This is a genomic window from Halomonas sp. DP5N14-9 (assembly GCF_019802175.1).
GTDB classification, from domain to species: Bacteria; Pseudomonadota; Gammaproteobacteria; order Pseudomonadales; family Halomonadaceae; genus Halomonas; species Halomonas litopenaei.
This window is the reverse complement of record NZ_JAHVHR010000030.1, coordinates 17814-31624: the sequence shown is the minus strand read 5'-3', so window position 1 is coordinate 31624 and position 13811 is coordinate 17814. Positions and strand designations below refer to the sequence as shown.

At 63.7% G+C, this 13811-nt stretch carries 14 protein-coding genes; 12 read left to right on the top strand and 2 right to left on the bottom strand.

Annotation, left to right across the window (positions count from 1 at the left end; translation table 11 throughout):
• Positions 1–22: 22 nt before the first annotated feature.
• From ribF to KUW00_RS16355, 10 genes are all read left to right on the top strand, one after another.
• Positions 23–1075 (top strand): bifunctional riboflavin kinase/FAD synthetase, encoded by a 1053-nt coding sequence (gene ribF / locus KUW00_RS16400; protein ID WP_108133523.1) that lies wholly within the window; start codon positions 23–25, stop codon positions 1073–1075.
• Between the two features lie 10 nt (positions 1076–1085).
• Positions 1086–3932 (top strand): isoleucine--tRNA ligase, encoded by a 2847-nt coding sequence (ileS, locus tag KUW00_RS16395; RefSeq protein ID WP_222569628.1) that lies wholly within the window; start codon positions 1086–1088, stop codon positions 3930–3932.
• Between the two features lie 37 nt (positions 3933–3969).
• Complete coding sequence (gene lspA, locus KUW00_RS16390; RefSeq protein ID WP_261392236.1) at positions 3970–4476, top strand: signal peptidase II; 507 nt, start codon at positions 3970–3972, stop codon at positions 4474–4476.
• Between the two features lie 62 nt (positions 4477–4538).
• Positions 4539–4985, top strand: a complete 447-nt coding sequence (gene fkpB, locus KUW00_RS16385; protein WP_045994447.1) for an FKBP-type peptidyl-prolyl cis-trans isomerase — start codon at positions 4539–4541, stop codon at positions 4983–4985.
• Positions 4986–5097: 112 nt separating this feature from the next.
• The gene (ispH, locus tag KUW00_RS16380) at positions 5098–6051 is read left to right on the top strand and encodes a 4-hydroxy-3-methylbut-2-enyl diphosphate reductase (protein ID WP_185696479.1); all 954 of its coding nucleotides are present in this window, start codon (positions 5098–5100) and stop codon (positions 6049–6051) included.
• Between the two features lie 339 nt (positions 6052–6390).
• The gene (locus KUW00_RS16375; protein ID WP_045994449.1) at positions 6391–6765 is read left to right on the top strand and encodes a type IV pilin protein; all 375 of its coding nucleotides are present in this window, start codon (positions 6391–6393) and stop codon (positions 6763–6765) included.
• Entirely contained in the window at positions 6752–7261 is a 510-nt protein-coding gene (locus tag KUW00_RS16370; protein WP_124805118.1) for a GspH/FimT family pseudopilin, read from the top strand. Before KUW00_RS16375 ends, KUW00_RS16370 begins: the two co-directional genes overlap by 14 nt.
• Entirely contained in the window at positions 7258–7677 is a 420-nt protein-coding gene (pilV, locus tag KUW00_RS16365) for a type IV pilus modification protein PilV (RefSeq protein WP_315901180.1), read from the top strand. The genes KUW00_RS16370 and pilV overlap by 4 nt, the downstream gene beginning before the upstream one ends.
• Positions 7674–8156 (top strand): PilW family protein, encoded by a 483-nt coding sequence (locus tag KUW00_RS16360; protein WP_222569626.1) that lies wholly within the window; start codon positions 7674–7676, stop codon positions 8154–8156. The genes pilV and KUW00_RS16360 overlap by 4 nt, the downstream gene beginning before the upstream one ends.
• A complete protein-coding gene (locus tag KUW00_RS16355; RefSeq protein WP_222569625.1) occupies positions 8153–9175 on the top strand; it encodes a PilX N-terminal domain-containing pilus assembly protein in 1023 nt (340 codons plus the stop codon). Before KUW00_RS16360 ends, KUW00_RS16355 begins: the two co-directional genes overlap by 4 nt.
• On the opposite strand, the gene KUW00_RS16350 is transcribed toward KUW00_RS16355, so the two are convergent.
• Complete coding sequence (locus tag KUW00_RS16350; RefSeq protein WP_222569624.1) at positions 9172–9648, bottom strand: GspH/FimT family pseudopilin; 477 nt, start codon at positions 9646–9648, stop codon at positions 9172–9174. The two genes, KUW00_RS16355 and KUW00_RS16350, sit on opposite strands and share 4 nt — an antisense overlap.
• Positions 9649–9876: 228 nt before the next feature.
• Between KUW00_RS16350 and thiO the strand changes: the two genes are divergently transcribed.
• Positions 9877–10968: a glycine oxidase ThiO gene (thiO, locus tag KUW00_RS16345; RefSeq protein ID WP_222569623.1), complete on the top strand. Its 1092-nt coding sequence runs from the start codon at positions 9877–9879 to the stop codon at positions 10966–10968.
• A 108-nt stretch (positions 10969–11076) separates the two neighbouring features.
• Here thiO and KUW00_RS16340 read toward each other — a convergent pair whose 3' ends face one another.
• A complete protein-coding gene (locus KUW00_RS16340; RefSeq protein ID WP_108133534.1) occupies positions 11077–11373 on the bottom strand; it encodes a PP0621 family protein in 297 nt (98 codons plus the stop codon).
• Between the two features lie 98 nt (positions 11374–11471).
• Here KUW00_RS16340 and KUW00_RS16335 point away from each other — a divergent pair, with 98 nt between their 5' ends.
• The gene (locus KUW00_RS16335; protein WP_222569622.1) at positions 11472–13103 is read left to right on the top strand and encodes an NAD+ synthase; all 1632 of its coding nucleotides are present in this window, start codon (positions 11472–11474) and stop codon (positions 13101–13103) included.
• Positions 13104–13811 lie beyond the last annotated feature (708 nt).

Sequence of the window (13811 nt, the reverse complement as noted above, 5' to 3'; positions counted from 1 at the left end):
TAGGTTCGGTGTGACCCGACTCATGGAAGTAATTCGAGGCCTGCACAATCTGCGCGAGGAGCACCGTGGCACGGTGGCGACCATCGGCAACTTCGATGGGGTGCACCTGGGCCATCGGGCGATCCTTGAGCAGTGCCACGCCGAGGCGGCGCGCAGCGGACTGCCGGTGACCGTGGTGGTGTTCGAACCCCAGCCGCGCGAGTACTTTGCCGGCGACCAGGCGCCACCGCGCCTGACGCGGTTGCGCGACAAGGTCGGCCTGCTCAAGGAGTGCGGCGTCGATCGGGTGCTGTGTCTGCCGTTCAATGAATCGCTGCGCCAGCTGACGGCGGCAGAATTCATCGAACGGGTGCTGCTGGAAGGGCTCGGCGTACGCCATCTGGTGGTGGGCGACGACTTCCGCTTCGGTTGCGATCGTCGCGGTGATTTTGCCCTGCTGACCGAAGCCGGCCGCAGCAGCGGCTTCAGCGTCGAACACACCCTGACCTTTCGCATCGACGATGATCGAGTGTCGAGCACACGGGTGCGCACCCTGCTGGCCTGTGGCAACTTCGAGGCGGCGGCGCGCCTGCTGGGCCGGCCTTACCGCGTCAGCGGCCGGGTGGTGCGTGACCAGCAGCGCGGGCGCACCATCGGCGTGCCCACCGCCAACCTGCCGCTGCTGCCGGGTCCGCTGGTGCTGCGCGGTGTCTATGCGGCGACGGTGGAGATCCACGACGGCAGCGATGGCGAGGCGTCCCAGCGTCATCCCGCGGTGGTCAATATCGGCTGGCGGCCCACGGTAGGGTCGCCGCGTCCGGTGCTGGAGGCGCATCTGCTGGACATGCAGGCAGACCTGTATGGCAAACGCCTGACGGTGGTGCCCTGCGCCAAGCTGCGCGGTGAAGAGACCTTCGCGGACTTCGCCGCGCTGAAGACCCAGATATATGCCGACATCGACCGGGCGCGAGCAGTGTTTGCCCGGGACCCTGACGGCCCACGACCCTATCCTCTGGCATCGGCGCCACGTGCGCGCGAGGCCGCAACCCAGGATTCCCCGGCGGGGCAGGCCCCCGCCGATCATGACGACGGCTGACCCCAGGACTATGAGCGACTACAAGCACACTCTGAATCTGCCAGAAACCGAATTCCCCATGCGCGGCATGCTCCCCAAGCGCGAGCCGGCGCGGGTCGAGCAGTGGCAGAAGCTGGACATTTACCAGCGCTTGCGCGAAGCACGCCAGGGCCAGGAGGTCTTCGTGCTGCACGATGGCCCTCCCTACGCCAACGGCAGCATTCACATCGGTCACGCCGTCAACAAGATCCTCAAGGATATCATCGTCAAGTCGAAGAACCTGGCGGGCTTCGACGCACCCTACGTGCCGGGCTGGGACTGCCACGGGCTGCCCATCGAGCACAAGGTGGAGACCACCCATGGCAAGCACCTGGAGCCTGAAAAGGCCCGGGCGCTGTGTCGCGAGTACGCCGACGAGCAGGTCAAGGGCCAGCTTCAGGACTTCGTGCGTCTGGGCGTGGTCGGCGACTGGGACAATCCCTACCGCTCCATGGAGTACGCCAACGAGGGCGGCGAGATCCGCGCCCTGGCCGACATGGTCAAGGGCGGCTACGTGTTCAAGGGGCTCAAGCCGGTCAACTGGTGCTTCGACTGTGGTTCGGCCCTGGCCGAGGCCGAGGTCGAGTACGCCGACAAGAAGTCCGACGCCATCGATGTGGCCTTCACCTGCGCAGACGACGCCAAGCTGGCCGCCGCCTTCGGGCTGGACAGCCTGCCCAAGCCGGCGGCGGTGGTCATCTGGACCACCACCCCCTGGACCATCCCGGCCAACCAGGCGCTGAATGTCCATCCGGAGTTCAACTACGCCCTGGTCGACACCGGCGAGCGGCTGTTGCTGTTGGCCGAGGAACTGGTCGAGAGCTGCCTCGAGCGCTTCGGCCTGAGCGGTGAGGTCATCGCCACGGCGCGTGGCGAACGGCTGGAGCTGATCGAGTTCCATCATCCGCTGTATGAGCGTACCGCGCCGATGTATCTCGCCGACTACGTGACCAGCGACGAGGGCAGCACCGGCATCGTCCACTCGGCGCCGGTTCATGGCGTCGATGACTTTGACTCCTGCCGTCGCTACGGCATGGACTTCAGCGACTTCATCAGCGTGGTCAAGGGCGACGGCGTCTACGTCGACGACCTGCCGCTGTTCGGTGGCATGCTGATCTGGAAGGCCAATCCCAAGATCGTCGAAGCACTGTCCGAGGCCGGCGCGCTGATGGCTCACAAGACCATCACCCACAGCTACATGCACTGCTGGCGCCACAAGACCCCGGTGATCTACCGGGCCACCGCCCAGTGGTTCGTCGGCATGGACATCCCTGGCCATGACGGTCGCACCCTGCGCGAAAGTGCGCTCGAAGGGATCGAGGCAACCGAGTTCACCCCGGGCTGGGGCAAGGCGCGGCTGCACAGCATGATCGCCAACCGCCCGGACTGGTGCATCTCGCGTCAGCGCAACTGGGGCGTGCCGATCCCGTTCTTCCTGCACAAGGAAAGCGGCGAGCTGCACCCGCAGACCGTGGAGCTGACCGAGAAGGTCGCCGACCTGGTCGATCGCGGCGGCATCGACGCCTGGTTCCGCCTGGACCCGGCCGAGCTTCTGGGCGAAGAGGCCAGTCAGTACGACAAGGTCACCGATACCCTGGACGTGTGGTTCGACTCCGGCACCACCCACCGCCACGTGCTGCGCGGCTCGCACCCCCACGGCCATCAGAGCGGCCCGCGTGCCGATCTGTACCTGGAGGGCTCGGACCAGCACCGCGGCTGGTTCCACTCGTCGCTGCTTACCGGCTGCGCCATCGACGGTCACCCGCCGTACCGGGGCCTGTTGACCCATGGCTTCACCGTCGACGCCCAGGGCCGCAAGATGTCCAAGTCCATGGGCAACGTGGTGGCCCCGCAGGAGGTAATGGACAAGCTCGGCGCCGATATACTGCGTCTGTGGGTGGCCTCCACCGACTATTCCGGCGAGATGGCGGTGTCCGACGAGATCCTCAAGCGCACCGCCGACGTCTATCGGCGTATCCGCAACACCGCGCGCTTCCTGCTGGCGAACCTCAACGGCTTCGACCCCGAGCGTGACGCCCTGGCCTTCGACGACATGCTGGCGCTGGACCAGTGGGTGGTGGACCGTGCCGCGCAGCTTCAGGCACGCATCGAGACGGCCTACGACGAGTACCGCTTCCTCGACGTCTACCAGCAGGTGCACGGCTTCTGCGCGCGGGAACTGGGTGGCTTCTACCTGGACGTGATCAAGGATCGCCAGTACACCACCCAGTCCGACTCCCAGGCCCGTCGCAGTGCCCAGACCGCCCTCTATCACGTGGTCCAGGCGCTGGTGCGCTGGGTCGCGCCGATCCTGTCGTTCACCGCCGAGGAGATCTTCGAGAACATCCCCGGCGAGAAGGGCCTGGCCGAAGGCCGCAGCGTGCTGCTGGAGACCTACTACACTGGCCTGTCCACCCTCAGCGACGACGCCAGCATGGGCCGTGACTTCTGGGAGCGGGTGCTGACGGTCAAGCAGGCGGTCAACAAGTGCCTGGAAGACGCCCGCAACGCCAAGACCATCAAGGGCAGCCTGGCCGCCGAGGTGACCCTGCACGTCAGCGACGAGCTTGACGAACTGCTCTCGCGCCTGGGCGACGAGCTGCGCTTCGTGATGCTGACCAGCGAGGTCCACCTGGCGCCGCTCGACCAAGGAGTCGATGCCGCCGAGACCGACGTCGAAGGGCTCAAGGTGGCGGTGCGCGCCAGCGACAACGCCAAGTGCGAGCGCTGCTGGCACCATCGCCCCGAGGTGGGCTCACTGCCCGAGCACCCGGACCTGTGTTCGCGCTGCGTCAGCAACCTGCCGGACGGTCCTGGCGAGGTGCGTCACTATGCCTGACGCCACGGATTCCACGACCAAGGAGGGTGACGGGCACATGAGTTCACAGGTGGAACCGATGCGCCAGCCGCTGCGCTGGTGGTGGCTGGCGCTGGCCTGGGTCGTGCTCGATCTGGGCACCAAGGCACTGATGAGCCAGACGCTGACCTACGCCACGCCGGTGGAGGTGCTGCCGTTCTTCAATCTGACGCTTCTGCACAATACCGGGGCGGCCTTCAGTTTCCTGGCCGATCACCCCGGTTGGCAGCGCTGGCTGTTCGCCGCCATCGCGGTGGCGGCCACCGTCGGCCTGACGATCTGGATGCATCGCCTGCGGCGTGACGAAAAGCTGCTGGGGGCGTGTCTCGCGCTGATCATCGGCGGCGCCCTGGGCAACCTCTATGACCGCCTGGTGCACGGCTACGTGGTGGACTTTCTGTCCTTTCACGCGGCGGGCTGGTACTACCCGGCGTTCAACGTGGCGGATATCGGCATCACCCTGGGCGCCATCGGCCTGATCTGGGAGTCGATCTTCGGCGAGCGCCGCCGCGCCCGGCGCGGCTAATTATCTGTTGCCGGCAGCGACGTATCGGTCCCTGCCGGTCCGTCACTCTTTCGGAGATCCCAATGAGCGACTACCGTATCGACGAGGGCATGGAAGTCACCCTTCACTTCACCCTTAAGCTGGAAGATGGCACCGTGGTGGACTCCACCCGGGACAAGGCCCCAGCGACCTTTCAACTGGGCGATGGCAACCTGCCGCCCGGGTTCGAGCAGCCGTTGAAGGGCATGACCGACGGCGACAGCGGCAGCTTCGAGGTCAGTCCCGAGCACGCCTTCGGTCAGCACAACCCGCAGAACATCCAGCGCATGAAGCGTGAGGTGTTCAATGGCGACGAGCCGGAGGTCGGCACCGTGATGTCCTTTGCCGACGCCAACGGCGACGAGTTGCCCGGGGTGGTCACCGAGATCGACGGCGACATGGTGGAGGTGGACTTCAATCATCCGCTGGCCGGGCGCACCCTGACCTTTGAGGTCGAGGTGCTGGGCGTCAAGCCCGCCACCACCCACTAGGCGATTCACGTCCCCGGTGTGCCGGTAAGGCGCAGTACGTGACAACCACGCAATGACCACGCGAATCATCCGCTCAACCAGGTGCCAAGACGGCACCGAGGCAAGGCAAACCATGCAAATCAAGCTGGCCAACCCGCGCGGCTTCTGCGCCGGCGTCGACCGGGCCATCGACATCGTCAACAGCGCGCTGGACGTGTTCGGGCCGCCCATTTACGTGCGTCACGAGGTGGTCCACAACCGCTTTGTGGTGGATAGCCTGCGCGAGCGTGGGGCGATCTTCGTCGAGGAACTCCACGAGGTTCCCGATGACGTCATCGTGATCTTCTCTGCCCACGGGGTGTCCCGGGCGGTGCAGGAGGAGGCCGAGCGGCGCGGGCTCAAGGTCTTCGACGCCACCTGCCCGCTGGTGACCAAGGTGCATATGGAAGTGCTGCGCTACGCTCGCCGTGGCCAGGAGTGCATCCTGATCGGCCATGAAGGGCATCCCGAGGTCGAAGGCACCATGGGGCGTTACGACACCTCCCACGGTGGCCAGATCTACCTGGTCGAGGACGAAAAGGACGTGGCCCGTCTGGAGGTCAAGGACCCCAGTCGGCTGGCCTTTGTCACCCAGACGACCTTGTCCATGGACGATACCGCTCGGGTGATCGATGCCCTGCGCGCCACCTTCCCCGACATCCAGGGGCCGCGCAAGGACGATATCTGCTACGCCACCCAGAACCGCCAGGACGCGGTGCGCGAACTGGCGGCGGGCTCCGATCTGGTGCTGGTGGTGGGAAGCCCCAACAGCTCCAACTCCAATCGCCTGCGCGAGCTGTCCGAGCGAGTGGGCACCCCGGCCTACCTGATCGACAGTGCCGAGCAGATCGATCCGGCTTGGCTTGCGAATATCGGTGCAGTCGGCGTGACCGCCGGGGCCAGCGCCCCGGAGGTACTGGTCAAGGGGGTCATCGACCGCCTGACCGAGCTGGGCGCCGAGGCCCCCGAGGAACTGGCCGGCCGAGAGGAAACCATCACCTTCTCGATGCCGCGTGAACTGCGCGAGCGGGTCATCGTCAGCGACTGATGCCACCAGAGGATTGCCGTGAAGGCATTCCACCGTTCGTTTTTCCAGTGCAGCATCTCGACGCCGCCCCCAAGGGCGGCGTCCTTGTTTTCAGGCGTAGGAGAAAGCCTCAAGTCTGTGCTTAAGCGTGGTGTCGCGACACAACCTTGATCCAGCGCCTGCCGCCCATGGCGGACGTGCGACATACTCGAAGGGAAAACGAGCCGGAGAAGCCCGATGCAGGGAATACGAAAAACGCGAGGCTCAATTTACGCAGAGACGCGCTGGGATGACCATGGTTTCAGTGAGCTGGACCAGAAAGTCAGTGCCGCTTCGACACGGGCTTCGTCACCAGGCTCGATGGAACGTCAGGGCGGTTTCACCCTGATCGAACTGTTGCTGTGCATCGCCATCATCGGTCTGCTGGCGTCGGTGGCCTACCCCATGTACACCGAGCATCTACGCGAGACCCGTGTCGCCGATGGCCGCGCTCTACTGATGACGACCGCCTCGTCGCTGGAACGCTGCTACAGCCGTGACCAGGCCTATGATATCGATGCCTGTGACGGGCTTGAGCGACCGTCGGAGTCCGGTTTCTACCAACTGTCGGTGGAACGCCACCCAGGGCGCTATTTTCTCGAGGCCAGGGCCCTCGACGCCCAGTCGGTGAAGGAAGGCTGCGATAGCCTGACCATGGACCAGACCGGCGAACGGGCACCAGATGACTGCTGGTAACCGCCAGCGCGGGGTCACCCTGCTGGAGCTGGTCGTCTGCGTCGCGGTGATCGGTCTGATGGCTGCGGTGGCGGTGCCAAGTCTGCACCATTGGCTGGCCGGCGAGCGTCTGGTGGCGGATACCAATCGCCTGGTCGGCGCACTGACCCTGGCACGCACCACCGCCTTGACCCGACGCCAGGAGGTCCGGGTGCTGGTGGTCGACTGCGCGGGACGCTGGCGGCTCGAGGTGCTGGCGGGAGACGCGGACGCCGGCGGCTGCCAGTCCACTCCAACCGCGCATGGTGATGTACTGATGGTCGATGAAGCAGCGCACACTGACGGTACCCGGGTATCGCCCGGTGGGGTCAGCTTCGATCTGATGGGGCGCCTGGATGACTGCAGCTACGGTAGCCCTTGCCGTTGGCAGCTTCGCGGGACAGGAGGCGAGGGTCGCTGGGTCTCGGTGGAGCCAAGCGGCGTGGTACGTTCCGGCGATGAGGAAGATGCCGCGTGAGAAGCCTGCGATCCCAGGCCGGGTTTTCCCTGCTCGAGGCACTGGTGGCGCTGGTGCTGCTGTCGGTGGGACTTTTAGGGGTGGCGGGGATGCAGTTGCGCAGCTTGCAAAGCGCCCATTCCAGTATCCAGAGATCGCTGGCGGACCTGGCCGCCCAGGATGCACGGGAACTGCTGTGGGCAAGCCTGGTGGCCAATGGCGGGTACTGTCCTGAAGGTGTGCCCGAGAGCCTTTCCCGAGAGCACTGGCGCGAGCACTGGGCCGATTTCCTTCCCGGTCTCATTCCCCTGAATGAGGCGGTGATCGCTCGGGACGACTGCGCCTTCGAATTGCGTATCGGCTGGAAGGACGAGCGCTTCACCGAACCCAGCCTGTTTCAGTATTGGGTCAAGCTGCCCGCTCGGAAAGCACCATGAGCCCGCACCGCGTCCTTTCCCCGTGCAAGTCATTGCGTCGCCAGCGCGGCGTGTCGCTGGTCGAGCTGATGGTGGCCATGGTCGTCGGCAGCCTGGTGATCCTGGCTGCGGGCTCGCTGTTTCAGGAGGTCAACGCCAATGCGCGCGAGGTGCTGCGCCTGGCCGATCGCCAGGCGGTCCTGAGCTACGCCCTCGATACCATCACCGCGGCGGTGCGCCGGGGCGACGCCTCCCCCGGCGATTACGTGCTGCGCCCGGCGCCAGATGGCGAGTCCTGTACGCTGCACGAGGTCGACAGCGGCGAGCCTCTGGTCGATGGCCTGGCCTACGATGGTTCCTGCGAGGACGATCAGGTGCTGGAAGTTCTGGGTGGGGGACTCTATCGCATCACCCTGAACCTGCCCCACGCAAGGACACCGATCCGGCTGCACGCGGTGGATCGTCTCCAGGCCGTGTCCGCGGCGGAGAATGCCGAATGAAGGCGCCAGCGAGGCAGCGAGGCGCGGCACTATTGGTGGTGCTGTCGCTGGTAGCAATCGCCTCGGTGGTGGCCATGGCCGGGGTCAAGTCGGCGCTGGTGGATGAGCGCCTGGCCGGCAATATGCGCGCCATGGCCCAGGCCCAGATGGCGGCGGATTGGGGTGGGGCCGAGAGGCTAAGTGAAACGCCTGAATCGAGCGGGCTACTGGAGTGTGCCGAGATTCAAGACCGAGCGGAACAGGGCGGCGTATCCGCTGATTGGTCGGACGTACACACACTGACCAATAGCGACACAGTGGGCTATCGACATATCGACTGTATAGAACAGGATGTTGTCGTGCAGCTGATCATGGGGCAGGTCAGCGATGGTGAGCAGGTATTGGCAAGGCACTTTCTGATGGTGGGGCGAGAGAAGGAAAGCTCTGGATTGGAATTGCCCGATCTCATCCCTGACGATTGCATGGTCTATGCGGGGGGGCCTGTGGTGGCACATCCTGAGCTGGATCAGCCCGCCAACTGCCAACTAAACGGACTTGCCCACCCCGGTAACGACTACGGTCCAGACAGCTATATCGATGAGGTCGCCAAAGACTTCGAGGATGCCGACTTTGGGCCGGATGGCTGTGCGAGTCACCAAGGGATCGTCTATTGCGACGCTAGAACTCACGGGTTTGATGGCAGTCTGAATCTAGCGGATTACCCTGATGCGGATCAGATCGTGATCGTGGTGGATCCTGCCGATCCGAGCCAGAGCGTGACAATCGAAGCCCCAGCTGGGAGCTATGACACCTCGATCGTTGTTTCTGGAGCGCCAACGCTCGCTCCTCACGGACAGGTGGAACTCAATGGAGACATCTGGAGTACCGGGTCTATGGCGATAAGCGGGGGCGGGGGGCTCACGATCAATGGCAGACTAGTTGCCGAAGGTCCCGTCACGATAAATGGCAAGGTCGAAATCAGCCCCGATGAAGGTGGAGAAGGTGACGGCGGCGTAATCTGGATCGATCGTGATGACTAAGGCGGAAACGAGGGTCCAGCACACCGACCCTTTTCACTTCTGATCCTTCCAAAATTGCTGAGTACCAGCCTAGCGCCCGTGTTTTCTCGCGCGCAGATATCGAAAGTCCCGTTATGTCCACTGGCGCGTCCATTGGCCAGAAAACGCACCGGCTTTGCATCCTCGCGAAAGCCGATGCTTGAGAGCCGGCTTGGCGCAAAGACATGAAGTGTCGCTCCCTCCCAGCTCGGCGCTCCCGCCTTGATCAACAGCTTCCCCCTCCAGTCCTCGCCGCAGTGAATGCCGTCGTCGCTCGGGCAAAGGGTGACGGGTCTTGCCCGGGTGATGGCCGTGCCCCGGGCCAGCATCAGGGCGCCTTCTAGTCGCGAAAGCTCGCTGGCGATATCCTGTCGGGCGGCCATTGCCCGGTAGCCCGGCAGGGCCACGCTGGTCAGAAGGCCTACAATAGCCACCACCAGCAACAGCTCCAGCAAGGTAGTTCCGGACTGGCGGAAAGCGATTCGATGAGGTTCGGGATGGCAAGACTTGGGGCGGTAAGGTTCGGGGTGGTGAGGTGTGTGCCAGTAAGCTCGGGACATACAGACATAACGGGGGCGTCGGGCGTCGTCCATGGCGAACACTTCCTTGTGGTTGTTGTTGTTTGAATTCAGGGTTCCTTGAGCCTAGCTCGGAGAAGGGAGAGCAGACGTTGGAGAAGCGCTTTGAGTGATTTCCTGGTGATTGGCGGCGGCGTCATAGGGCTGATGACGACACTGCAACTGGCCGATGCCGGTCACAGTGTGACGGTGGTAGAGCGAGGCGGCTGCGGTAGCGAGGCCTCCTGGGCCGGGGGCGGGATCGTCTCGCCGCTTTATCCCTGGCGCTACAGCTCGCCGGTATCGCGCCTGGCGAGCTGGTCGGAGGGGGCCTACCCCGAACTGGCCCTGCGCCTGCTGGAGGAGACCGGGGTCGACCCGGAGTATCGTCAGAAAGGGCTTCTCTACCTGAGGGTGGATGACGAAACGCGCGCACTCGAGTGGGCGCGGGAGGTTGGCAAGCCGCTGTCGCGGGTAGGCGCTGAAGTGATCCGCCGAAAGGAACCCAACGCCTGCCGCGATATCGACGAGGCGCTGTGGATGCCGACCCTGGGCAGCATTCGTAACCCCCGTCTGATGCGCGCGCTGAGGTCCCGACTGGAAGACATGACGTCGGTGACGTTGCGCGAGCAATGCACGGTCACCGGGTTCGAGCGGCAAGGGGAGCGGGTGGCGGTGGTGAACACCGACCAGGGCAACCTCAGTGCCGATCAAGTGGTTATCTGTGCCGGCGCCTGGTCGGCGGGGCTTGCCGACATGGCCGGGCTCGATCTGCCGGTACGCCCGGTCAAGGGTCAGATGATTCTGTTCAAGGCACCACCCGGACTGGTCGAGCGGGTGGTGCTGATGGATGGACGCTACGTGATTCCTCGCGGCGACGGGCGGGTCCTGGCCGGCTCCACCCTGGAAGACGCCGGGTTCGACAAGGGCACCGACGACGACGCCCGTAGCTCACTATGGCGTAGCGCTACCGCCATCATTCCGGCATTGGCCGACTGCGAGATCGAGCACCACTGGGCCGGGCTGAGGCCAGGATCACCGGACGGGGTGCCTTATATCGGCCAGGCCCCCGGCTGGGACAACCTGCACGTCAACGCCGGGCACTACCGCAATGGGCTGGTGCTGGCGCCGGCCTCGACGCGACTGTTGGTGGATCAACTGCTGGGAAGAGAGCCGATCATTGATCCCGCGCCCTATCGGTTGCAAGGACGTGTGTAAGAGCGCCCAAGCTGACCGGGAGTGAGGCGATCGAAGCAGGGGCAGGGTGAGGTAGCAATGGGCAGCGAGACGTCGGACAACTGGGCGTCGGCGTGACTGTCGGGGCGTCTAACGCCCCTGGGTATCATCGCCGTTATCGCCGTCAGCATCGTCGCCTTGGCGGCTTTCGGTGATGAACTTGTCACGATGGTCACCGCAGCAGAACCACTCGCCCTTTTCGCGCAGGGCGTCCTGCTCGGGCAGGTGTACCTTGCACCAGGTGCAGCGCACCATTTTTCCTCCCTCGTGGGAGGTGGGGCCTTGATCCTGCTGCTCAAACTTCCACTCGCGGTACATGCGATAAAGCTTGAGCCCGGCAAAGAACACCACGGCGAAGATCAGAAGGCGGATTATCAAGAGGTTCATCCTTACTCCACACGGATTGGAGGCGGCCTTTGCCTGTTGGCGGCCCTTGCGGGACAATGGGGGCTGATCCCCCCGATTCTCGAGAGATTTCTCCGCTCATGCAAGACCTGACTCTGGTGATGGCGCAGCTCGACCCCTTGGTCGGCGACATCCCCGGCAACGCCGACCGGGCCATCGAGACCGTACGCGAGGCTTTCCTCGAGCACGGTGCCGACGTGGTTGTTCTGCCGGAACTGTTCTTGACCGGGTATCCGCCCGAGGACCTGTTGCTGAGGCCGTCGATGGAGACCCGCCTGCGCGAGGCGCGTACCCGCATGGCGGAAAAGATGGTCCGCGACGTCATGGTCATCGTGGGCTATCCCGGCCGTCGCGAGGGCGCGCTGCACAACATGGCCGGCGTGCTCTACAACGGCCAGTGGCTGGATGAGTATGCCAAGCAGGCCCTGCCCAATTATCAGGTATTCGATGAGCAGCGCTACTTCCAGCCCGGAGACACGCCGCTGGTCGTGGAACACAAGGGCGCCAGGCTCGGCATTCTGATCTGCGAGGATATCTGGCAGGAAGCGCCGGTCCGCCAGGCTCGCGACGCCGGTGCCGATATCCTGGTCACCCTCAATGCCTCGCCCTACCACCAGAACAAGCCGGCCGAGCGGCTCGAGCTTCTCGAGCAGCGTGCCAGTGACGTCGGCCTGCCGCTGGTCTATGTCAATCAGATCGGCGGTCAGGATGAGCTGGTGTTCGACGGTGGCTCCTGCTGTGTCGATGTCGAAGGCAAGCTGGCGGTGCAGGCGCCGCACTGGGATATCTGGCTGAGCCCGGTGCACTTCGTCGAGGAGCAGGGCAAGTGGACCCCGCGCCAGGGCGAGGTGGATCTGGACGTGGCGCCGGAGGAAGACCTCTACAGCGCTCTGGTTACCGGTCTGCGTGACTACGTCAACAAGAGTGGGTTCAAGGGCGTGGTGCTGGGGCTGTCTGGCGGCATCGATTCGGCCCTGTCGCTGGCCATCGCGGTGGATGCACTCGGTCCCCAGCGGGTCCATGCGGTGATGATGCCGTATCACTACACCGCCGACATTTCCAAGGAAGACGCCGCCGAGCAGGCCCGTCTGCTTGGGGTCAGCTATGAAGTGATGCCGATCGCGCCCATGGTTGAAGCCTTCATGGAGACCCTGGCCGAGAGCTTCGAGGGTACCGAGCGCGATACCACCGAGGAGAATCTCCAGTCGCGCTGTCGCGGTGTGCTGCTGATGGCGCTGTCCAACAAGAAGGGCCTGATGGTCCTGACCACCGGCAACAAGAGCGAGATGGCGGTGGGCTACGCCACCCTCTACGGTGACATGGTCGGTGGTTACAACGCCATCAAGGACGTCTACAAGACCTGGGTGTATCGCCTGGCGCGCTGGCGCAACACCGAGAACCTGGTGATCCCGGAGCGTGTCATCGAGCGTCCGCCCTCGGCGGAACTGGCGCCGGACCAGCAGGACAGCGACTCGCTGCCGGACTATGACACCCTGGACGCCATTCTGGTGCGCTACATCGAAGGCGACATGAGCGCCGAGGCGATCATCGAGGCTGGCTTCAGCGCCGAGGACGTCTACAAGGTGGTCAAGCTGGTGGACCGCTGCGAGTACAAGCGCCGCCAGGCACCGGTAGGCGTGCGCGTGACCCAGCGCGGCTTCGGCCGTGACCGTCGTTATCCTATCGTCAATGGATGGCAACCGGGCCTCTGACGAGACCTGCTTCTTTCCTCTTGTCGGTACGCCACCCGTCGGGCCAGATCGGCTCGGCGGGTGGCGATGTTATGCCCACCCTTCGCTGTTTGTGACGTCACTTCCCGTCGTTGGTCATGATTTCCCGGGCCGGGATTTCTGTTGCGCTCGCTAGGGCTTGTCTGAAAAGTGCCTGCGCTCGGTAATACGGCGTTAAAAATCGGATCAAAATGCTCATTTACACCCCGTAAACTGCGCTTTCTCACCGATTTTTGCCTTGTCTAACCTTCGCTCGTCGACTTTTCGGACAGCGCCTAAAGCCCCGCGACCATTAGATGGTATTTGCTTTGATGCGTACGCCGTTTTTACACGGTGATCGACGTCACTTTGTATATTCGTCGGAAGAGATGATTTAAGCCTTCATGACTGAAGCGCCAATAGGCATCGTAAAGGTAATGAAGAAGAGTGCGGTGCGAGGTGTAGGCGATATCGCAGTTCTTGCTGAACTAGTATGGTTGTTTTCAGGGGGATAGGCGCAGATTTATTCCTTGCCATTGTTTTTCATGGGTTTTTTGAAATCATATATGCCTAATTAAATTAATTTGTAATAGTGGTTTCTGGGTGTGTTTAGACCAATGTCCCGGTAAATAAAGCGCGACATTTCAATGTTGGGGCGACTCGATGGTGCTAAGGTTTTTTAGAATAGGAACCTATAACGCCGGCAGAGGG